General features: G+C 70.7%; 18 protein-coding genes. 8 read left to right on the forward strand and 10 right to left on the reverse strand.

Annotation, left to right across the window (positions count from 1 at the left end; translation table 11 throughout):
- Window positions 1-798 precede the first annotated feature (798 nt).
- Window positions 799-1,617, forward strand: a complete 819-nt coding sequence (locus tag AB0K00_RS41320) for a 1,4-dihydroxy-6-naphthoate synthase (RefSeq protein WP_363532870.1) — start codon at window positions 799-801, stop codon at window positions 1,615-1,617.
- Window positions 1,618-1,673: 56 nt separating this feature from the next.
- On the opposite strand, the gene AB0K00_RS41325 is transcribed toward AB0K00_RS41320, so the two are convergent.
- Window positions 1,674-2,072: a cold-shock protein gene (locus AB0K00_RS41325; RefSeq protein WP_033364916.1), complete on the reverse strand. Its 399-nt coding sequence runs from the start codon at window positions 2,070-2,072 to the stop codon at window positions 1,674-1,676.
- A gap of 52 nt (window positions 2,073-2,124) precedes the next feature.
- Window positions 2,125-2,817: a haloacid dehalogenase-like hydrolase gene (locus AB0K00_RS41330; protein WP_363532873.1), complete on the reverse strand. Its 693-nt coding sequence runs from the start codon at window positions 2,815-2,817 to the stop codon at window positions 2,125-2,127.
- An 81-nt stretch (window positions 2,818-2,898) separates the two neighbouring features.
- Between AB0K00_RS41330 and AB0K00_RS41335 the strand changes: the two genes are divergently transcribed.
- Window positions 2,899-4,539: a glycosyl hydrolase family 18 protein gene (locus tag AB0K00_RS41335; protein ID WP_363532875.1), complete on the forward strand. Its 1,641-nt coding sequence runs from the start codon at window positions 2,899-2,901 to the stop codon at window positions 4,537-4,539.
- 77 nt (window positions 4,540-4,616) lie between these two features.
- Complete coding sequence (locus AB0K00_RS41340; RefSeq protein ID WP_363532878.1) at window positions 4,617-6,986, forward strand: helicase-associated domain-containing protein; 2,370 nt, start codon at window positions 4,617-4,619, stop codon at window positions 6,984-6,986.
- Between the two features lie 307 nt (window positions 6,987-7,293).
- On the opposite strand, the gene AB0K00_RS41345 is transcribed toward AB0K00_RS41340, so the two are convergent.
- A complete protein-coding gene (locus AB0K00_RS41345) occupies window positions 7,294-7,527 on the reverse strand; it encodes a hypothetical protein (RefSeq protein WP_363532881.1) in 234 nt (77 codons plus the stop codon).
- Window positions 7,528-7,571: 44 nt separating this feature from the next.
- Window positions 7,572-7,766: a hypothetical protein gene (locus AB0K00_RS41350; RefSeq protein WP_363532883.1), complete on the reverse strand. Its 195-nt coding sequence runs from the start codon at window positions 7,764-7,766 to the stop codon at window positions 7,572-7,574.
- 299 nt (window positions 7,767-8,065) lie between these two features.
- On the opposite strand from AB0K00_RS41350, the gene AB0K00_RS41355 reads away from it, so the two are divergent.
- On the forward strand, window positions 8,066-9,709 hold the full coding sequence (locus AB0K00_RS41355; RefSeq protein WP_363532886.1) for a DNA repair helicase XPB: 1,644 nt from the start codon (window positions 8,066-8,068) through the stop codon (window positions 9,707-9,709).
- A 1,000-nt stretch (window positions 9,710-10,709) separates the two neighbouring features.
- On the opposite strand, the gene AB0K00_RS41360 is transcribed toward AB0K00_RS41355, so the two are convergent.
- The 4 genes from AB0K00_RS41360 to AB0K00_RS41375 all read right to left on the reverse strand — a co-directional run bounded on the left by AB0K00_RS41360 (window position 10,710) and on the right by AB0K00_RS41375 (window position 15,212).
- Window positions 10,710-11,291 (reverse strand): TetR family transcriptional regulator, encoded by a 582-nt coding sequence (locus tag AB0K00_RS41360; RefSeq protein WP_363532888.1) that lies wholly within the window; start codon window positions 11,289-11,291, stop codon window positions 10,710-10,712.
- Window positions 11,269-12,792 (reverse strand): DHA2 family efflux MFS transporter permease subunit, encoded by a 1,524-nt coding sequence (locus AB0K00_RS41365; protein WP_363532891.1) that lies wholly within the window; start codon window positions 12,790-12,792, stop codon window positions 11,269-11,271. The genes AB0K00_RS41360 and AB0K00_RS41365 overlap by 23 nt, the downstream gene beginning before the upstream one ends.
- Window positions 12,793-12,873: 81 nt before the next feature.
- Window positions 12,874-13,935 (reverse strand): aspartate-semialdehyde dehydrogenase, encoded by a 1,062-nt coding sequence (locus tag AB0K00_RS41370; protein WP_363532894.1) that lies wholly within the window; start codon window positions 13,933-13,935, stop codon window positions 12,874-12,876.
- A gap of 11 nt (window positions 13,936-13,946) precedes the next feature.
- Entirely contained in the window at window positions 13,947-15,212 is a 1,266-nt protein-coding gene (locus tag AB0K00_RS41375) for an aspartate kinase (RefSeq protein WP_363532897.1), read from the reverse strand.
- Between the two features lie 156 nt (window positions 15,213-15,368).
- Here AB0K00_RS41375 and AB0K00_RS41380 point away from each other — a divergent pair, with 156 nt between their 5' ends.
- From AB0K00_RS41380 to AB0K00_RS41395, 4 genes are all read left to right on the forward strand, one after another.
- Window positions 15,369-16,145 (forward strand): hypothetical protein, encoded by a 777-nt coding sequence (locus tag AB0K00_RS41380; RefSeq protein ID WP_363532900.1) that lies wholly within the window; start codon window positions 15,369-15,371, stop codon window positions 16,143-16,145.
- A 158-nt stretch (window positions 16,146-16,303) separates the two neighbouring features.
- Window positions 16,304-18,010 (forward strand): 2-isopropylmalate synthase, encoded by a 1,707-nt coding sequence (leuA, locus tag AB0K00_RS41385; RefSeq protein WP_363532903.1) that lies wholly within the window; start codon window positions 16,304-16,306, stop codon window positions 18,008-18,010.
- Window positions 18,011-18,228: 218 nt separating this feature from the next.
- Window positions 18,229-18,933, forward strand: a complete 705-nt coding sequence (locus AB0K00_RS41390) for an HNH endonuclease family protein (RefSeq protein WP_363532906.1) — start codon at window positions 18,229-18,231, stop codon at window positions 18,931-18,933.
- A gap of 168 nt (window positions 18,934-19,101) precedes the next feature.
- Window positions 19,102-19,527: a hypothetical protein gene (locus AB0K00_RS41395; protein ID WP_363532908.1), complete on the forward strand. Its 426-nt coding sequence runs from the start codon at window positions 19,102-19,104 to the stop codon at window positions 19,525-19,527.
- Here AB0K00_RS41395 and recR read toward each other — a convergent pair.
- Both recR and AB0K00_RS41405 read right to left on the reverse strand, forming a co-directional pair.
- Entirely contained in the window at window positions 19,524-20,117 is a 594-nt protein-coding gene (recR, locus tag AB0K00_RS41400; RefSeq protein WP_363532911.1) for a recombination mediator RecR, read from the reverse strand. The genes AB0K00_RS41395 and recR overlap by 4 nt on opposite strands.
- A gap of 9 nt (window positions 20,118-20,126) precedes the next feature.
- Window positions 20,127-20,447 (reverse strand): YbaB/EbfC family nucleoid-associated protein, encoded by a 321-nt coding sequence (locus tag AB0K00_RS41405; protein ID WP_363532943.1) that lies wholly within the window; start codon window positions 20,445-20,447, stop codon window positions 20,127-20,129.
- Window positions 20,448-20,603 lie beyond the last annotated feature (156 nt).

Raw genomic sequence — 20,603 nt, forward strand, 5'->3', positions numbered from 1 at the left:
CGCGGAGCGTGTCTCGGCAACGCCCCGCTGGGCTGTCGAGCCTTGCCTGCCCACCCGGCGCATCCCACAGACCTCGAAACCTCCGCGAGGCCATCACCACCCTCACCGGTCCCGTCGGCGGCGGCTCCCCACCTCCACTCGCGGGACGCGTCTCCGCAACGACCCGCTGCGACCCGCTGCGCCATCGCGCCCCGCCTGCCCACCCGGCGCATCCCACAGACCTCGAAGCCTCCGCGAGGCCATCGCCACCCTCGCCGACCGCCGACGACTCCCCACCTCCCCCGCAGAGCGCACCTCCGCAACGCCACGCAGGGCCACCTCCGCAACGCCACACTGGGCCACCGCGCCGCGCCTGCCCACCCGGCGCCGCATCCCACAGACCTCGAAACCTCTGAGGTACCCCCGCCGACCGCCGACGACTCCCCACCTCCCCGCAGAGCGCACCTCCGCAACGCCACGCTGGGCGACCGCGCCTGCCTTGCCCCTGGCCCTTGCCTGCCGCCCTCGTCTGCCGCCCCTGCCCGCCGCCCTGCCCACCGCCCTGCCCGCCTGCCTTGCCCGGCCCCCTTGCCTGGCCGGCCCGCCTGCCCGCCCAGCCCGCCTGTCCTCCCGTCGCCCTGCCAGCCGCCCGTCGCCCGGCCGGGCGTCTGCCCGTGCGGCAATTTGTCAGATTGATCCGCCAACTCAGGCTGCACGGCCGAAAGGGCCATCCACCGGCGTCGAATGCGTTGCAAGGGTCACAGTGGGCGTTTCGCGACTCATCGTGCGGAGTGCTCGGACGGCATTAGATTCGAGGTTGTGACGCTTTCGCTCGCCTTCTCGCCGTGCCCGAACGACACCTTCGTCTTCCACGCGCTGACGCACGGCCTGGTGCCTGGCGCGCCGGCGTTCGACGTGACGTATGCCGATGTCGATGTCACCAACACCGCCGCCGAGCGGGGCGAGTTCGATCTGGTCAAGGTCAGCTATGCGGCACTGCCGTGGCTGCTCGACAAGTACACGCTGCTGCCCTGCGGCGGTGCGCTCGGCCGGGGGTGCGGGCCGCTGGTGCTGGTGAAGGATCAGGCGATCACCAGCCTGGAAGGCAGGACGGTGGCGGTGCCCGGCGACCGCACCACGGCCTATCTGCTGATGCGCCTGTGGTCGGCCGGAGCGCCGCCGAAGCGGGTGGAGATCGTGCCGTTCGCGGAGATCATGCCGGCGGTGGCCAAAGGCCAGTTCGATGCCGGGCTGGTGATCCACGAGGCGCGGTTCACGTTCCAGCGGCACGGGTTGCACGCGCTCGCCGACCTCGGCGAGTGGTGGGAGGGCGACACGGGCCTGCCGATCCCGCTCGGTGCGATCATCGCGCACCGCGACCGGGTCGACCCCGAGCAGGCGACCGCGTGGATCAAGGAGTCGGTGCGGCAGGCATGGGCCGATCCGGCCCGCAGCCGCGACTACGTGCTGGCACATGCCCAGGAGATGGAGCAGGCGGTCGTCGACCAGCACATCGGGCTCTACGTCAACGAGTTCACCTCGTCGCTCGGCCCGGACGGTCACGCCGCGGTCGACGCCCTGCTGACCAGGGCGGCCGCCGAGGGGCTGGTCCCAGCCACACCCCTCGTCGGCGCCTGAAACGCAAGAAAAGGCCTGAACGCAAGAAAGCCTGAAACGCAAGAAAAGGCCAGAAACTACACTTCCAGCTCGCGGGCCACCAGATGGACCGCCTCGGCGACGGTCTTGGCGGTCTTGCGGTCGGGGAAGCGGCCCCGCTGCAGATCGGGCTGGATCTTTGCCTCGAGGACCCTGATCATGTCCTCGATCAGCCCGTGCAGCTCGTCAGGCTGGCGCCGGCTGGCGACCGCGCGGGCTTCGGTCACCGAGGGCGGCGCGTCGAGGAGCTTGACGTGCATCGCCTGGCTGCCCTTGCGGCTCTCGACCACTCCGAACTCAACCCGCTGGCCGGTCTTCAACTCACCCGCGCCCGCCGGCAACGCCGCCTTGTGCACGAAGACGTCGCCGCCGTCGTCGCTGGTGAGGAACCCGAAACCCTTCTCCTGGTCGTACCACTTCACTCGACCCGTCGGCACGCTGTCCTGCTCCCCAGTGTCTGTGTCCCGTCCCACCCACAACACCTCAAGGCTAGTCATCGCTTCCCGCCCGGCCAACCGAGATCACGCCCCGGAGAAACGCGGGGAAGGCGTGCAGATCGGTGCCCACGACGGAAGCGCCGGCGGCGTGCAGGTCAGCGGCTGAGCACGGTCCGGTGGTCACGCCAAGGACCGGTACGCCGGCCAGAACACCGGCCTGCATGTCGGCGACGTGGTCGCCGACGTACGCGGTCGCGCCGACGGAGCGCAGTACCGACGCCTTCTCCGCGGCGAAGACATCGCCATGCACCTCATCGACCGGAATGTCCAGATGCGCGAGATGGAGCGAGGCGAGTCTGCCGAGCTTCGATGTGATCACCACGATCCGGCCACCGGCCTCGCGGACCGCCGCCAGCGCGGCCAGGGCCCCGGGCAGCGCTACCGCCGGCGCGATGGCGTGCTGCGCGTACAAGAGGCGATAGATCCGCACGGCCTCCTCGACCGACTCGGCGGGGAACCATTCCGACATCTCTGTGCGCAGCGGCGGCCCGAGGCGGGACACGGCGAGTTCGGCGTCGACATGCACGCCCGTATGCGCCGTAAGCGCCCGATACGTCGCTGCGATTCCTGGCCTGGTGTCGAGGAGCGTCATGTCAAGGTCAAAGCCAATGACAACCGGTTGTTGAGACACCTTTAAGGATGCCCAGGTCACGATAGGTATGCCATCGAAATACCCGCCGATCATGTATTGACGAGGTGAGACTCTGGCCACTACCGTCACCAATACTTTTAGGAAAGTTTCCTAAAGGATCATCCAGGAGACGCGATGAAACGATCCGTCCGCAACGGCCTCATCGTCGCCGCCGCGCTGGCAGTGGCCGGGGCCGTCGTCCCAATCGTCACCACTACCGCCAACGCCGCCGGCAACCTCAGCGCAACGTTCACGGTCGACCAGGACTGGGGCAGCGGCTGGGGTGCGAACTACAAGATCACCAACGGGACCGCCAGCACCATCAACGGCTGGACTCTTGAGTTCGACCTGCCCGCGGGCGGTCAGATCACGAGCTTCTGGGACGCCGACGTCGTGCGCACCGGTCAGCACTACGTGGCGAAGAACAAGTCATGGTCACCGACGCTCGCCGCCGGTGCCAGCTTCACCTGGGGCATGAACGGCAGCGGCGCCAAGCCGCCGATCAACTGCAAGATCAACGGCGTGACGTGCAGCGGTGGTACCCCCACCACCAACCCGCCGACGTCGAACCCCCCGACCTCCAAGCCGCCCACGTCGCAGCCGCCGACCTCGCAGCCGCCGACGAGCCCGAGCCCGACCCAGAGCACCCCGCCGGCCACCGGCTCGAAGAAGGTCGTCGGATACTTCGCCGAGTGGGGCGTCTACGGCCGCAACTACCACGTGAAGAACATCGAGACGAGTGGCTCGGCCGCCAAGCTGACGCACATTCTCTACGCGTTCGGCAACCCGGCCAACGGCCAGTGTGCCGTCGGTGACAGCTACGCCGACTACGAGAGGGCGTACACGGCGGCCGAATCGGTCGACGGCGTCGCCGACACCTGGGACCAGCCGCTGCGGGGCAGCTTCAACCAGCTGAAGAAGCTCAAGGCGATGCACCCGGGCCTCAAGGTCATCTGGTCGTTCGGTGGTTGGACCTGGTCGGCCGGCTTCACGCAGGCCGCCGCGAACCCGACCGCGTTCGCGAACTCCTGCTACAACCTGGTCAACGACCCGCGTTGGGCCGGCGTCTTCGACGGCATCGACGTCGACTGGGAGTACCCGAACGCCTGTGGCCTGCAGTGCGACACCAGCGGCCCGAACGCCTTCAAGAACGTGATCGGCGCGCTGCGCGCCAAGTTCGGCTCGAGCAAGCTGGTCACCGCGGCCATCACGGCCGACGGCACCAACGGTGGCAAGATCGACGCGACCGACTACGCCGGCGCCGTGGGCAACCTCGACTGGCTCATGCCGATGACGTACGACTACTTCGGTGCGTTCGCCGCGCAGGGCCCGACCGCCCCGCACTCGCCGCTGAGCTGCTACGCCGGCATCCCGACCGCGGGCTTCTGCTCCGACGTCGCGATCGCCAAGCTCAAGTCCAAGGGCGTGCCGTCCAGCAAGCTGCTGCTCGGCATCGGCTTCTACGGCCGCGGCTGGACCGGCGTCACCCAGGCCGCCCCGGGCGGCAGCGCCACCGGTGCGGCCCCCGGCACGTACGAGGCGGGCAACGAGGACTACAAGGTCCTCAAGAACACCTGCCCGGCCACCGGCACCATCGGCGGCACCGCGTACGCCAAGTGTGGCAGCAACTGGTGGAGCTACGACACGCCGTCCACCATCACCGGCAAGATGAGCTACGCGAAGACGCAGAGCCTCGGCGGCGCGTTCTTCTGGGAGCTCTCCGGCGACACCACCAACGGTGAACTGATCACCGCGGTGAGCAACGGCCTGAAGTAACAACCCCCTTCGAAAGAGGGCGGGGCCGTCGGCCCCGCCCTCTTTTGTCATACGGGGCGGTTAGCGTATGAGGTGAGATGACTACCTCGCTCGCAGACCATTTCCGCGCCCTGCCCGACGACGGGCTGATGGCGCTCATCCGGCTGCGCCCGGATCTGGTCATCCCGCCGCCGTCGGACTTCTCGGCGCTCGCCCACCGTGCGCAGTCCCGCGTCGCCGTGGCCCGCGCGCTGGACGGGCTCGACACGTTCACGCTCGAGATCCTCGACGCGCTGCGATACACCCGCGTCGGCCACACCACGTCCACCGAGGCAGTGCTGGCGCTCACCGCAGCGGCCGGGGTCGAGGCGGCCAGGGTGCGCAGCGCGATCGACCTGCTCGTGCAGCACGGCATCGCCTATGGGCACGACGGCGCGCTGCGGGTCGTCGGCGCCGTCGACGAGGTCTGCTCCCCCTATCCCGCGGGGCTCGGCCGGCCCGCCGCGGAGCTCGACCCGCTCGCCGGTGCCCTGGTCGCCGACGCCGCCAGGCTCCGCCGCACGCTGCTCGCCGCGCCCCCGGCCGCCCGTGCCGTGCTCGACCGGCTCGCCGCCGGCCCGCCGGTCGGCACCGTCACCCCCGCCAGCCTGCGCTCCGACCCCGACTCGCCGGTCCGCTGGCTGGTCGAGCAGCACCTGCTGGTCGCCGTCAGCCGCGACGCCGTCGAGCTGCCTGTGGAGGTGTCCCTGGTCCTGCGCCGCGACGGCGGCCCGCTCGGCCAGCTGCATCCCGACCCACCCCAGGTGCAGACCCCGACCCGCGACGCCGCGCAGCTCGACCGCGCCGGCGCCGGTCAGGTGCTGGAGTTCGTGCGCAATCTGGAGACCCTGATCGAGGCGATCAACGCCGACCCCCCGTCGGTGCTGCGCTCCGGCGGCATGGGCGTGCGGGAGCTGCGCCGCTTCGCCAAGCTCACCGGTGTCGACGAGCCCGCCGCCGCCCTCCTGGTCGAGATCGCCGCCGCCGCGGGCCTGCTCGGCGAGGAGATCGTCGACAACAAGCGGGTCGAGAGCGTCTTCCTGCCGACCGTCGCCTACGACGTGTGGCGGGCATTCGGGATCGCGGCCCGCTGGCACCGCATCGCCGTGACCTGGCTCACAATGACCCGCGCGCCGTCGCTCATCGGCCAGCGCGACGACCGCGACCGCCCGATCAACGCACTCGCCCCCGAGCTGTCCCGCCCCGGCGCGCCCGCGCAACGCCGCGCCGCGTTGCAGGTCCTGTCCGAGCTGCCGCCCGGCGCCACCATCGCCCCGTCCGACGTCGTCGACCTGCTGTCGTGGCGCACCCCGCGCAGGGTCTCCCGCGGCGCCGCCGCGGTCGTCGAGGCCAACCTCGCCGAGGCCGGGCTCATCGGCCTGACCGGCTTCGACGGGCTCACGGGCTATGGCCGGCTGCTGCTGGACGAGGTCGTCTCCGGCAGCGTCGACACCGACGACCCGCTCGGCCTCAACGCACCCGACGGCGCCGCCCTCACCGGCTCCGCGTCCCTGCTCGACACCCTGCTGCCGACCCCGGTCGATCACGTGCTGCTGCAGGCGGACCTGTCCGTCATCGTCCCCGGCCCGCCCGAGCCGACCCTCGCCGGCGAGCTCGAGCTCCTCGGCGTGCAGGAGTCCGCCAGCGTCCACCGCATCACCGCCGAGTCGGTCCGCCGCAGCCTCGACGCCGGCTACACCGCCGCCGACCTGCACGCCCTGCTGGCCCGCCGGTCCCGCACCCCGGTGCCACAGACCCTCACGTATCTCATCGACGACATGGCCCGCCGCCACGGCGGCATGCGCATCGGCTCGGCCAACTCCTATGTCCGCAGCGACGACGAGACCCTGATCGCCGAGGTCCTCGCCGACCGCCGCCTCCAGTCGCTGACCCTGCGCCGCCTCGCCCCGACGGTCCTCGCCAGCCGCCACACCCCCGCGCGGCTGCTGGAGGCCCTCCGCGAGGCCGGCTACCCGCCCGTCCAGGAGGACGCGACCGGCGCCGCCGTCCTGACCCGCCCGAAGGCCCGCCGCGGCCCACCCCGCCCCAGCTGGGCACATCGCGGCATCGAGGACCCGGCCGCGGCCGCCCGCCTGTCCAGCCCACGCCTCGCCGGCGTCATCGAGCAGATCCGTCGGGGCGACGCCGCCGCCCGCGTCGCCCGCCGCGCTCCGGTGACCGTCCGCGCGAACGGCACGTCCACCTCCTCGCACACCGAAGCCCTCGAAGTCCTCCAGCAGGCGCTGCGCGACAAGACCCGCGTCTGGGTCGGCTATGTCGACTCCCACGGCGCGACCGCTTCCCGCCTGGTCAGGCCCGTGTCGATGGGCGGCGGCTACCTGCGCGCCGAGGACGAGCGGACCGAAATGCTGCACACGTTCGCGCTGCACCGCATCACCGCGGCTGCCCCGGAAGACGCATCCGGGTAGCTGGTCCTTCCTGGCTCCGGTCCGTCGTGGGCGCGGTCCGCCGCTCCCGTCAGCCACCGGTCGGGCCTTGGCGGCCCTCCCTGCCAGGTCCGTGTGCGGTCACCCTGGCCGCGACCTACGGCCGCGAAGAGCCGCAGCCGTAGCCGGCCGCGACGCGGCCTGACGGCCGCGACAAACCCCGTCCGGGCCTTGTGCCCGTCGAACGTCAAGGCGGGAAGCGCCGCAACAGTCACGGATCCGGTCGGCCGGTAGCCATGCCTGTCCCTTTGATCAGGACAGGGGCGGCCGCGGTGACGCTTGGGTGGGGTCAGTCGGACGCGCGGGCGGCACCGATGATCGAAACGATCAGCAGGATTGCGGCCAGGCTTCCGACCGTCTCGCCGATCGCGTCGGTGAGCGGGCTGCCGAGCACGAGCCACGACACCAGGAACCAGGTCAGGCCCAGGACACCGACCGCGCCGACGCCGATCATCGCCAGCGGCGAGAAGCCGACCGTGACGTCATCGTCCACAGTCGATGGGGCGCCTTCCAGGTCGGTCACCTTCCACAGCGTACCGACTCATCGCCCACTGTCACGGCCGTTCATCAGCCTCGGCGGATGGATCCGATCACGGAGACGATCAGCATGAGCACGAGGATCGCGCCGAGGGACTCGCTGACGGCGGTCTGAACATCGGTGTGCGCCACCTGCGAGGACAGCAGGAACCAGCCGACGGCCACCGCTACCGCGGCAAGCCCGCCGAACGTCAAGGCCGCTCTGTCGCCCAACCGCCGACCCACGCGGACCAGTCTACGGAGGTGGGACGGACGACGCGCTCGCCCCCGATACGTCGATCGGTCGAGCAGTAGCCGGCCCCCGCGACCGACTACCCCGCTCTCTCCGATCCGAACGCGAACGTCCGGCTCCCACCACCGCTGTTCTGGCACTACAGCGACATGACAAACGATGGAGGCAAGTGATCGCATCCATCGCAAGGCAGTCACTACGTCAGACGCAATGCCACCCCCCAAAGGTTGCAGCGGACGCCGAACCTCCCACATTCCGGGAACTGTCACAGGTGCGTGCGACACTGGTTGCCGTGCCCGAAGGTCCATTGATCGTCCAGTCCGACAAGACCCTGCTGCTTGAGGTCGACCACCCCGACGCGCTTGCGTGCCGGATGGCGATCGCGCCGTTCGCCGAGCTCGAGCGCTCGCCGGAGCACGTGCACACCTATCGCCTGACGCCGCTCGGCCTGTGGAACGCGCGCGCCGCCGGGCATGACGCCGAGGGAGTCGTCGACGCGCTGCTGCGGTTCTCCCGCTATCCCGTGCCGCACGCGCTGCTCGTCGACATCGCCGAGACGATGGATCGCTATGGGCGGCTCCAACTGCTCAACGACCCCGTGCACGGGCTGGTCCTGCGCGGACTGGACCGTGCGGTGCTGGTCGAGGTCGCGAAGAGCAAGAAGCTCGCCGGCATGCTCGGCGCCAACATCGACCCCGACACGCTCATCGTGCACGCGTCTGAGCGCGGCCGGCTCAAGCAGGCGCTGCTCAAGCTCGGCTGGCCGGCGGAAGACCTCGCGGGCTATGTCGACGGCGAGGCGCACCAGATCGAGCTCGCCGAGGACGGCTGGGTCCTGCGCTCCTATCAGCGCGAGGCGGTCGACTCGTTCTGGGCCGGCGGCTCCGGGGTCGTCGTCCTGCCCTGCGGCGCCGGCAAGACGCTCGTCGGCGCGGCCGCGATGGCGGAAGCCAAGGCGACCACACTGATCCTGGTCACCAACACGGTCGCCGGCCGGCAGTGGAAGCGCGAGCTGATCGCCCGGACCAGCCTGACCGAGGAGGAGATCGGCGAATACTCCGGCGAGCGCAAGGAGATCCGCCCGGTCACGATCGCCACGTATCAGGTGCTGACGACCCGCCGCGGCGGCGTGTTCCCGCACCTGGACCTGTTCGGCGCCCGCGACTGGGGCCTCATCGTCTATGACGAGGTCCACCTGCTGCCCGCCCCCATCTTCCGGTTCACCGCCGACCTGCAGGCCAGGCGCCGGCTCGGTCTGACGGCGACCCTGGTCCGCGAAGACGGTCGCGAGGGCGACGTGTTCTCGCTGATCGGCCCGAAGCGCTACGACGCTCCGTGGAAGGACATCGAGGCACAGGGCTGGATCGCGCCCGCCGAGTGCGTCGAGGTCCGGGTCACGCTGACCGACGCGGAGCGGATGGCGTATGCGGTCGCCGAGCCCGAGGAGCGCTATCGGGTCGCCGCGACCGCCCGCACGAAGCTGCCCGTGGTCCAGGCCCTGGTCGAGCGGCACAAGGACGACCAGATCCTGGTCATCGGCGGCTACATCGACCAGCTGCACCAGCTGGGCGAGTTCCTGGACGCGCCGATCGTGCAAGGGGCGACCACCAACAAGGAGCGCGAGCGCCTGTTCGACGCGTTCCGCACCGGCGAGCTCAAGACCCTCGTGATCTCCCGCGTCGGCAACTTCTCAATCGACCTGCCCGAGGCCGCCGTGGCGATCCAGGTGTCGGGCAGCTTCGGCTCCCGCCAGGAGGAGGCCCAGCGCCTCGGCCGGGTCCTGCGCCCCAAGGCCGACAAGCGCCAGGCCCACTTCTACACGGTCGTCGCCCGCGACACGATCGACACCGAGTATGCCGCCCATCGACAGCGGTTCCTGGCTGAGCAGGGTTACGCGTACACCATCACGGACGCCGACGACGTGCTCGCCCCGTAACCACGGAGCCCGCCCGCCCACTGGTGCGGCCTTCCGACGCCTCGCCGCTTCCACTCAGCCTCCCGCCCCGCGGAAGCGGCGCGAGGCGTGGAGGCGGCGGGCGGCGTGGAAGCGGCGGGCGGCGTGGAAGGCGCGGGCAAGGCGGACGCGGGCTGGGCAGACGCGGGCTGGCTGCGCGGAAGCCGCCTGCTGAGCGGCCGCGGCCTGCCGAACGGAAACAGCAGGCTGCGTGGAAGCGGCGCGCCGAGCGGACGCGGCAGGCGGCGTGAAAGACGCGGGCTGGGCAGACGCAGGCCGGGCAGCCGCGGCAGGCTGAGCGGACGCGGCCTGCCGAGCGGAAACAGCAGGCCGCGAGCGGACGCGGCGGGCAGCGTGAAAGGCGCGGGCTGGGCGGACGCGGGCTGGGCGGACACGACAGGCTGCGCGGGAGCCGCCTGCTGAGCGGACACGGCCTGCCGAACGGAAACAGCGGGCTTAGCGGAAACAGCAGGCTGCGTGGAAGCGGCGCGCCGAGCGGACGCGGCAGGCGGCGTGGAAAACGCGGGCCGGGCAGACGCAGGCCAGGCAGCCGCGGCAGGCTGAGCGGACGCGGCCTGCCGAACCGACGCGGCCTGCCGAGCGGAAACAGCAGGCTTAGCGGAAACAGCAGGCAGCGTGGAAGTGTGCTGAGCGGACGCGGCAGGCTGAGCGGACGCCGCAGGCGCAGGCTCTCCTCAGAACGAAGGAACGGCGCGGGCCCTCCGGCATGCGAGACAACAATGCAAGCAGGTCCGCCGCGCGGAGCCGGGGCGCGTTGCCTCGGCCGCGCCGGATCGGGGCACGCTGCCTCCACCGCGGAATCCGCGGCGGATTGCCTCCACGGCACAACGTTGCCGGGCAGTTCGTGCCCACGCGGTAGGAGTGCGACACGTCGGCCCTTCCGCTCGGGAGGACGATGCGGAACCACGACGCGGCAGCCGCTCATGCCGAAGACGGAGGGCAGGCGGGCAGCCCGGGGCGGTCAGGGGCCGTCGGCTACCACCGACAGGGCCTCGTCGAGCAGCGTGAGGATGTCGACCTCGCCGCTGGAGGTCACCCAAGTCGTGACGGCGTTGACGATGGCGCCCACGCAGGCGCCGACGAAGGCCTGGACGCGGAAGTCGTCGGCGGGGCGGCCGAGGCGTTCGGCGAGCGGGGCGGCGAGGACGTCGATCGCGGAGAGCATGCTGTCCAGGGAGCGCATGCGCAGGGCGGGGACGGAGAACGACAGGCGGGCCCGCTGCAGCACGGCCTCCGCCTCGTCGGGGACGATCTGCGCGAACGAGCCGACGAGGGCGAGCCGCATCGTCTCGATCGGGGTCAGTTCCGGCGGGGCAGCACGGATCGCGGCGACCATCACGTCGTCGTACCGGTCCTGGATGACGACGTCTTCCTTGGTCTTGAAGTACCGGAAGAACGTGCTCGGTGAGATCTCGGCCGCCTCGGCGATCTGCTCGACCGTGGTGGCGTCGTACCCCTGCGAAGCGAAGAGCCGCAGGGCGTGTGCCTGGATCGCCCAGCGGGTCTTCTGCTTCTTGCGTTCACGCAACCCCGGTGAGCTCATCCACTGATTCTTCCGCACCCCCGGCCGGACCCGCACCCGCAGCCGCACCCGCAGCCAGGCCCACAGCCGGACCCGCAGCCGGCAGGAAGACCGCCGTGAGCGCGGCGCCTGCGAGCGCGAAGCCGGCGCAGACGAGCAGCACGGCGCTCATGGCGTCGACGAACGCGCCCCTGGCGGCCAGGGCCAGTGCCGGCGAGGCCACGTCCGCGCCGACGGAGTGCAGGCCGGGGGCGGCGGCGGTGTACACGGCCGAGGCGAGGCTGCCCAGCAGCGCGACGCCGAGCGCGCCGGCGACCTGGCGGAGCGTCATCGTGACGGCGGTGCCGGCGCCGGCCTCGTCGCGGGGCAGTTCGCCCAGGACGGCGTCCATGGCGGGGGCGATCGCGAGCCCGATGCCCAGGCCGGTGACGGCGAGCCAGGTGGCCACGAAACCGTAGCCGGAGCCGAGGTCGGTGCTCGCGCCGAGCAGCAGGCCGCAGGCACCGACGAGCAGGCCGGCGGCGACGGGTACCCGGGTGGTCAGCAGACGCCCGAGCCGTTCGCCGAGCGGGGCGCCGACGAACAGCCCGCCGATCAGGGGCAGCAGGCGCAGGCCGACCCCGAGGGCGGTGTGGCCGAGGACCGACTGCAGGAACTGCGGCAGGATGAACAGCAGGCCGAAGAGGGCGAACGAGGCGATGGTGCCGGCCGCGGTACCCCAGGCGAACCGGGCGCGGCGGAACAGTCGAAGATCGATCATGGGTGCTGCCCTGCGCCGCTCCACCAGCACGAAGGTTGCCAGGAGGGCGGCGCCGAGGGTGAGGGTGCCGAGCACCAGGGCGTCGGTCCAGCCGCGGGTCGGGGCTTCGATCGTGCCGTACACGAGCAGCACCAGACCGGCGGTGGACAGGACGCCGCCCGGGATGTCGGCGGGGCGGGGGGATGCCGCGCGCGATTCGGGGATCAGGAACGTGACGGCGACGATCGCGATCAGGGCCACCGGGACGTTGATCAGGAAGATCGAACCCCACCAGAAGTGTTCGAGCAGGTAGCCGCCGATGATCGGGCCGAGCGGCAGGCCGAGGCCCATGCCCATCGTGGTGACGGCGATGGCCTTGCCGCGTTCGTGCGGCTCGAAGAGCACCGGCAGGACGGCGAGGGTGATCGGGGTGAGGATCGCCGCGCCGATGCCCATGACGGCGCGGGCGGCGATGACCTGACCGGCGGTGGACGCGAACACGGCGACGGCCGAGGCGCCCGCGAACAGCGCAAGGCCGATGAGCAGCAGCTTGCGGCGGCCGTACCGGTCACCGAGCGCCCCCATTGGCAGCAGCAGTCCGGCGAACACGAGGACGTAGGCGTCGACGAGCCACTGCAGTTCACCGGTACCGGCGCGCAGGTCGGTCGCGAGCGTGGGCAGGGCGACGTTGAGGATCGTGGTGTCGAACCCGATCGTGAGGATGCTCAGGACGATCGCCACGAGCGCCCACCAGCGCCGCGGGCTTGAAGTGACAGCAACCATGATTTGAGAGTAACTCTCACTTAGTAGTGCGTGTCAAACAAAAAGGCCCCCGCCGAAGCGGGGGCCTTGCAAGCGGCAACGTCAGGACGCCTGGAGCTCCTTGGAGAGCAGCTCGGCGATCTGCGCGGTGTTGAGCGCCGCGCCCTTGCGCAGGTTGTCGCCCGTGACGAACAGGTCCAGGGCGCGCGGGTCGTCGATCGAGCGGCGGATGCGGCCGACCCACGACGGGTCGGTGCCCACCGCGTCGATCGGCATCGGGAACTCGCCAGCGGCGGGGTCGTCGACCAGGATCACGCCCGGCGCGTGGCGCAGCACCTCGCGGGCGCCCTCGGCGTCGACCTCGACGCCGAAGACGGCGTGCACGGCGACCGAGTGGCCGGTGACGACCGGGACCCGCACGCAGGTCGCGGACACCTTCAGGTCGGGCAGGCCGAGGATCTTGCGCGACTCGTTGCGCACCTTGAGCTCCTCCGACGACCAGCCGGCCTCGCGCAGGGAGCCCGCCCACGGGACCACGTTGAGGGCGAGGGGCGCGGGGAACGGGCCGAGGTCGTCGCCGACGGCCTGGCGCACGTTGCCGGAGCGGGAGCCGAGGCTCCGGTCGCCGCTGACCCGCTCCAGCTGGCTGAGCAGCGTGTCGACGCCGTCCTTGCCGGCGCCGGAGACGGCCTGGTAGGACGCGAGGACCAGCTCCTTGAGCCCGTATTCGCGGTGCAGGGGCGCGAGCGCCACGATCATCGTCAGGGTGGTGCAGTTGGCGTTGGCGATGATGCCCTTGGGACGGTTGCGCGACTGCTCGGGGTTGATCTCCGGCACCACGAGGGGGACGTCGGGGTCCATCCGGAAGGCTCCGGAGTTGTCGACGGCGATGGCGCCGCGCGCCACGGCGATCGGGGCCCAGTCGGCGGACACCTCGTCGGGGACATCGAACATCGCCACGTCGACGCCGTCGAAGACGTCGGCGGCGAGTTCCTGCACGACGAGCTCCTCGCCCCGCACGACCAGGGTGCGGCCGGCGGAGCGTTTGGAGGCGACGAGGCGGATCTCCCCCCACATGTTCTTGCGGGAGGAGAGCAGCTCACACATGACTGTGCCGACGGCGCCGGTAGCACCGACGACGGCCAACGTTGGTAACGCGCCCATAACGAGCGAACCTACCGTCCGGTCCCCGCATAAACCACGGCTTCCTCGGTCCCGCCGAGCTCGAAGGCGTCGTGAATGGCACGGACGGCCACGTCAAGGTCGGTGTCGCGGCACACGACGGACACCCGGATCTCCGAGGTGGAGATCATCTCGATGTTGACGCCGGCCTCCGCGAGGGCGGCGAAGAGCTTGGCCGCGACGCCTGGGTTGGAGCGCATGCCGGCGCCGATGAGCGAGACCTTGCCGATGTGGTCGTCGAACAGGATGTCGCGGAAGTCGACGGTCGCCTTGGCCCGCTCGAGCGCCGCCTTCGCGGTGGCGCCGTCGGTCTTCGGCAGCGTGAACGAGATGTCCGTGCGGCCGGTGCCCTCGGTCGACACGTTCTGCACGATCATGTCGATGTTGGTCTCCGCGGCGGCGACCGTCTGGAAGATCCGCGCGGCGACACCGGGCTGGTCGGGCACGCCGACAATGGTGATCTTCGCTTCGCTGCGGTCGTGCGCGACGCCGGTGATGAGTGCTTGCTCCACAGAAAGGTCCTCTATCGATCCGGTGACCATGGTGCCGTTGGCGGTTGAATACGACGAGCGCACGTGGATCGGCAGCGAGAACCGCCGCGCATACTCGACGCTGCGCAGGTGCAGCACCTTCGCGCCGCAGGCGGCCAGCTCGAGCATCTCCTCGTAGGTGATCTGCTTGATGTGCCGCGCGTTCTTCGCCACCCGCGGGTCGGCGGTGAAGATCCCGTCGACGTCGGTGTAGATCTCGCACACGTCGGAGTGCAGCGCCGCGGCGAGCGCGACGGCCGTGGTGTCCGAGCCGCCCCTGCCGAGCGTGGTGATGTCCTTGGTGTCCTGCGCCACACCCTGGAAGCCGGCGACGATCGCGATCGCGCCCTCGTCCAGTGCCCCGCGCAGGCGCCCTGGGGTCACGTCGATGATCCGGGCCCGGCCGTGCGTCGACGTGGTGATCACGCCTGCCTGGCTGCCGGTGTACGACCTTGCCTCATACCCGAGGTTGTTGATGGCCATCGCCAGCAGCGCCATCGAGATGCGCTCGCCGGCGGTCAGCAACATGTCCAGCTCGCGGCCGGCCGGGACCGGGCTGACCTGCGATGCGAGGTCGAGGAGCTCATCGGTCGTGTCGCCCATGGCCGAGACGACCACAACGACCTCGTTGCCGGCTTTCCGCGTGTCGACGATCCGCTCGGCGACGCGCTTGATGCGCTCGGCGTTGGCGACGGACGACCCGCCGTACTTCTGCACGATCAGCGCCACGCCGTCGAGCTCCTTTCCACCCGTACGGGCGATGTTGACGCAGCCGAGCGTACCGGCGCCGGGTACCCGTCGGGAGTGGCGTTCCCACGATCCGGCCGTCCGACGGGCGAGAATACGCATGTGCGCTCACGTCGGGTCGGTGGAACCGCGATCACTGTGACCACCGGCACGGCGCTCGCCGTGGTCACCGGGCTGCTGCTGGCCGCCTGCGGCGGGGACCCACCGACGGACATCGCATCGGCTCCGGCGACCGGCGCCCCCGCCCAGCCCGACCCCCGCGGGATGCTCGCCGCCCGGGTCGCGGTCGCCAAGGACCAGCGGTACGTCGCCGCGTACACCCTGGTCGTGCAGGGCAAGGCGCCCCGTTCGGTGCTGGTCACCGTCGCCACCGACCGCACCTGGCGGGTCGACATCCAGGGCGGCGCGCTCGGCGGCAGCGCCGACATCGCGATCGCCAACCGGCCCGAGGGCGTCTACCAGTGCCCGATCAACCCGGCGAGCGGCTGCGTCAGGGTCGCCGCCACCAACAAGAAGCTGCCGGCCGCGATCGACCCGCGGCTGCAGTACGTCTTCATCGCTTGGCTCGACGTGCTCCTGGACCGGCAGGTCCCCCTGGCCGTGGCCCCGGCGCAGCCCCTGGCGGGCACGTCGGCGCCGTGCTTCGCGGTCGAGCCGGGCGTCACCGCGGTCCAGCCGCCGATCGACCCCGGGGTGTTCTGCTACAACGACCGCGGCATCCTCGTCGCCGCGAAGATCCCGCTGGGCCAGCTCATGCTCACCGGGGAGCCCGCGCCGGCGCCGGAGACGATCTCGCTGCCCGGCCCGGTGGTCGCCGGCGCCCCGCTGGGGACGTCCTCGCCGCCGCCCCCGCCGTCGCCCAAGCCGTCGTCTTCGTCACCCTCGGTCGCACCGTCGATCTCTCGCTCCCGGTGAGTGGTAAGCTGGCGCCCGACATGTGGCAGACGGTTCTCCTTCTTCGTCGCCGCGACGAGGCCCGACAGGCCGGCACCTCGTCGCGGGGTTGAGTCGCGTCTGCGCTCCTGCCGGTCGACCCTTCTTGGTCCCGACCACCTTTCCAGGAGCATTGAGCCATGTCCGAGATCGCCAATCAGACTGCCAGCCGGATGCCCGTCGAGCGCTACCGGCCTTTCAGTGAACAGTTCCCGGTCCCGCTGACCGACCGCCAGTGGCCCTCCCGCGAGGTCACCAAGGCGCCCCGGTGGTGTGCGGTCGACCTGCGCGACGGCAACCAGGCACTGATCGACCCGATGTCCGTGGAGCGCAAGCGCCGCATGTTCGGCCTGCTGGTGCGCATGGGCTACAAGGAGATCGAGGTAGGTTTCCCGTCCGCGTCGCAGACCGACTTCGACTTCGTGCGGACCCTGATCGAGCAGGACCTGATCCCGGAAGACGTCACCATCCAGGTCCTGACCCAGTGCCGCGACAACCTGATCGAGCGCACGTTCGAGTCGCTGCGCGGCGCGAAGCGGGCCATCGTGCACTTCTACAACTCGACCTCCACGCTGCAGCGGCGGGTCGTGTTCGGCCTGGACAAGGCCGGGATCACCGACATCGCGACGAGCGCGGCGCGGCTGTGCCAGAAGTACGCCGAGGCGATCACCCCCGACACGGAGATCTACTACGAGTACTCGCCGGAGTCGTACACGGGGACCGAGCTGGACTACGCGCTGGAGGTCTGCAGCGCGGTCATCGAGGTGCTGCAGCCGACCCCCGACCGGCCGCTGATCGTCAACCTGCCGGCGACGGTGGAGATGGCGACCCCCAACGTCTACGCCGACTCCATCGAGTGGATGTCGCGCAACCTGCCGCGGCGCGAGTCGGTCGTGCTGTCCCTGCACCCGCACAACGACCGCGGCACCGCCGTCGCCGCCGCCGAGCTGGGCCTGATGGCCGGCGCCGACCGGGTCGAGGGCTGCCTGTTCGGCAACGGTGAGCGCACCGGCAACGTCGACCTGGTGACGCTGGGGCTGAACCTGTTCTCCCAGGGCGTCGACCCGCAGATCGACTTCTCCAACATCGACGAGGTCAAGCGCACCGTCGAGTACTGCAACCAGCTGCCCGTGCACGAGCGCCACCCGTACGCCGGCGACCTGGTCTACACGGCGTTCTCCGGCTCGCACCAGGACGCGATCAAGAAGGGCTTCGACGCGTTGCAGCGAGACGCCGCGGCCGCCGGGGTCGACGTCGACCGCTACACGTGGGGCGTGCCCTACCTGCCCATCGACCCCAAGGACGTGGGCCGCTCCTACGAGGCGGTCATCCGGGTCAACTCGCAGTCGGGCAAGGGCGGCGTCGCGTACGTGATGAAGTCCGAGCACCACCTCGACCTGCCGCGTCGCCTGCAGATCGAGTTCTCCGGCGTCGTGCAGCGGCACACCGACGACGAGGGCGGCGAGGTCAGCCCGCAGGCGATGTGGGACTTCTTCTCCGCCGAGTACTTCTCCGACCGCCGGTTCACGCTGGAGGGGTATGAGGCCTCGACGGTCGACGGCAAGGTCACGCTGACCGCGGACGTCGCGGTCGACGGCACCGTCCGCTCGGTCTCCGCGACCGGGAACGGCCCGATCGACGCGTTCGTCCACGCGCTGGGCGACTTCGGCGTCGACGTGCGGGTCCTGGACTACGCCGAGCACGCTCTCACCGCCGGTGAGAGCGCGCAGGCCGCGGCGTATGTCGAGTGCTCCGTCGACGGGCAGACCTTCTGGGGCGTCGGCATCGACGCCAACATCGTGACCGCATCGTTGCGTGCCGTGCTGAGCGCCGCGAACCGCAGCTGATCGTCGTTGCGAGGGGCCGGTCCTGCGGGGCCGGCCCCTTCGCTGTTATGTGGGTCCTGCCCAGGTTTTCGTTCGCATGCAACAGATCCTGCCGGGCGCGGTGTCCCGCCCGACAGGGACTGCGGTCCCTCCTTCCTGGGGTTTGTCTCCCGGTTGGTGTCGGGAATCGCACCGTGGCGCTGCGCGCGCCGCGTGCGTCGATGCCGCACAGTGGTGGCGTGCGCCCCTCCAACGGCAAAGCCGTCATCCTCGCCCTCGCGCTCGCCACGGTGCTCACCGGCGCCGGCAGCTGCGAGGTCTCATCAACACCGGGCTCGGCCACGCCCAGCTCGGCGACCACGGCCGGCAGCGGCGGTGGTACCGCCAGCGCGAGCAAACCGGCCGCGGGCAACCCGGCCGGTGCCGCCGCCGCCCTTGAGCAGCTCGCCGTCGCTCCGAGCGGCTCGATGGCCGGCTACAGCCGCGAGAAGTTCACGCACTGGATCGGCCAGGGCGACGGCTGCGACACCCGCGACGTCGTGCTCAAGCGTGACGGCAAGGACGTCAAGGCCGACGCGGACTGCAAGATCCTGTCCGGTGCCTGGTACAGCCCGTACGACGACAAGAACCTCACCGACCCCAAGGCCCTCGACATCGACCACATGGTGCCGCTCGCGGCCGGCTGGCGCTCGGGTGCCAGCAAGTGGACCGATGAACAGCGCAAACAGTTCGCCAACGACCTGACCCGGCCGCAGCTGTTCGCGGTCAGCCTCCAGTCGAACCGGTCCAAGGGTGACCAGGACCCGTCGACGTGGAAGCCGCCGAACAAGGCCTACTGGTGCACATATGCGCAAAACTGGGTAACGGTGAAGAGCTTTTACAAGCTGACCGTCACCACCGCCGAGAAGTCGGCACTGACGGACATGCTGGCGACCTGCAAGTAGGCAGTTTTCTCTCGTTTGTGATGAAGGGCGGCCGAGATGGCAGACGCAGCACCGGGGCCGGCAGCGGCACCGGCTACTACGGAGGCACCGGCCGTCCCCGCAGCTGTTCCTTCGCCTCCTCCCGCGCCGGCTGCGCCAGCCGCGCCGGCTGCGGCTCCGGCGGCTTCTGTGCCGGTCGCGCCGGAGGTGGCCTCGCCGTTCGGGGCGCCTGACGCCTCGGCCGCGGCGCCGCCTGCCGGTGGTGCCGCGGCCGGTGATGCACCTGCCGGTGGTGCGTCTGCCGGTGGTGGCGCGCCTGCCGGTGGCGCGCCTGCCGGTGGCGCGCCTGCCGGTGGTGTCGCGGTCGCCTCGCTGACGGTCGACATCGTGGCGGGGCCGGGTGGCGTGATGACCGACGAGGTCGGCGTGGTCACCGGTGACCTGACGCTGCGCTCCGAGGTCGACGCGTCGGGCGCCGCGCTGGTGCGGGTCCAGTACAAGGACGCCGAGGAGTGGTACGTGGTGACCGGCACCAAGACCCACCTCAACGACCCCACCGACATCGCCGCAATCCATGCCGTGGCGGCCGGCATCCTGAACCGCCCGGAAGGCTAGACCGCCCGGCGGCCCTCGAACGCGCGGCCGAGCGTGATCTCGTCCGCGTATTCGAGGTCGCCGCCGACCGGCAGCCCGCTGGCGAGGCGGGTCACGTTGAGCCCCATCGGCTTGACCAGCAACGCGAGATACGTCGCGGTGGCCTCGCCCTCGGTGTTGGGGTCGGTCGCGAGGATCAGTTCCTTGCAGGTGCCGTCCGCGAGCCGCATCATCAGCTCCCGGACCTTCAGGTTGTCCGGCCCCACGCCCTCCAGCGGGTTGATCGCCCCGCCGAGCACGTGATACCTCCCGCGGAACTCACCGGTCCGCTCAATCGCGACGACGTCCTTGGGCTCCTCGACGACGCAGTACACCTCGTCGCTGCGCCGCGGGTCGCGACAGATCCGGCACAGCTCTTCCTCGGCGACGTTGAAGCAGCGCGTGCAGAACCGCACGAGCTCCTTCACCCGTGTCAGCGCGTGGGCGAGCCGCTTCACGTCCGACGGGTCGGACGCGAGCACGTGGAACGCGATCCGCTGCGCGCTCTTCGGACCGACCCCGGGCAGTCTGCCCAGCTCGTCGATCAGATCCTGGATGGCACCTTCATACATCTGCGGTGGTTAGAATCCGGGCAGCCCGAGGCCGCCGCCCAACCCGCCGAGCCCCGCCGTCAGCGGTCCCATCTTCTCCTCCGTCAGGTTCTTCGCGGCCTGCGCGGCGTTGTGCAGCGCGGCGACCACGAGATCCTCAAGCGTCTCGACATCATCCGGGTCGACCGCCTTCGGGTCGATCTTGATGCTGACGACCTCGCCGGACCCGCGCACGACCGCCGTGACGAGACCCCCGCCGGCGGTACCGGTCAGCTCCGCCTCGGCCAGCTCGGCCTGCGCGGCGACCATCTGCTGCTGCATCTTCTGCGCCTGCTTCATCATCTGCTGCAGGTTGGGCTGTCCACCGGGGCGCACGGTCTGCTCCTCTTCGATCCTCGGTCAATGCTCAGCTGGTCTTACCTGGCTCGCCTAGCTGTATACCCCAGCCGGCGGACTTGTCCTGGGTCGGTGCTCGCTCGAGACCCGCCTGCGTCGTGCGCGGCTCAC

The organism is Dactylosporangium sp. NPDC049525 (genome assembly GCF_040676755.1).
Taxonomy (GTDB): domain Bacteria; phylum Actinomycetota; class Actinomycetes; order Mycobacteriales; family Micromonosporaceae; genus Dactylosporangium.

What these genes read in the sequence shown, in the direction of transcription:
- AB0K00_RS41330 (WP_363532873.1), bottom strand. Translation starts at nt 2,817, where the DNA reads ATGATCGGCGGGTATTTCGATGGCATACCTATCGTGACCTGGGCATCC.
- AB0K00_RS41335 (WP_363532875.1), top strand. Translation starts at nt 2,899, where the DNA reads ATGAAACGATCCGTCCGCAACGGCCTCATCGTCGCCGCCGCGCTGGCA.
- AB0K00_RS41340 (WP_363532878.1), top strand. Translation starts at nt 4,617, where the DNA reads ATGACTACCTCGCTCGCAGACCATTTCCGCGCCCTGCCCGACGACGGG.
- AB0K00_RS41360 (WP_363532888.1), bottom strand. Translation starts at nt 11,291, where the DNA reads ATGAGCTCACCGGGGTTGCGTGAACGCAAGAAGCAGAAGACCCGCTGG.
- AB0K00_RS41365 (WP_363532891.1), bottom strand. Translation starts at nt 12,792, where the DNA reads ATGGTTGCTGTCACTTCAAGCCCGCGGCGCTGGTGGGCGCTCGTGGCG.
- AB0K00_RS41370 (WP_363532894.1), bottom strand. Translation starts at nt 13,935, where the DNA reads ATGGGCGCGTTACCAACGTTGGCCGTCGTCGGTGCTACCGGCGCCGTC.
- leuA (WP_363532903.1), top strand. Translation starts at nt 16,304, where the DNA reads ATGTCCGAGATCGCCAATCAGACTGCCAGCCGGATGCCCGTCGAGCGC.
- recR (WP_363532911.1), bottom strand. Translation starts at nt 20,117, where the DNA reads ATGTATGAAGGTGCCATCCAGGATCTGATCGACGAGCTGGGCAGACTG.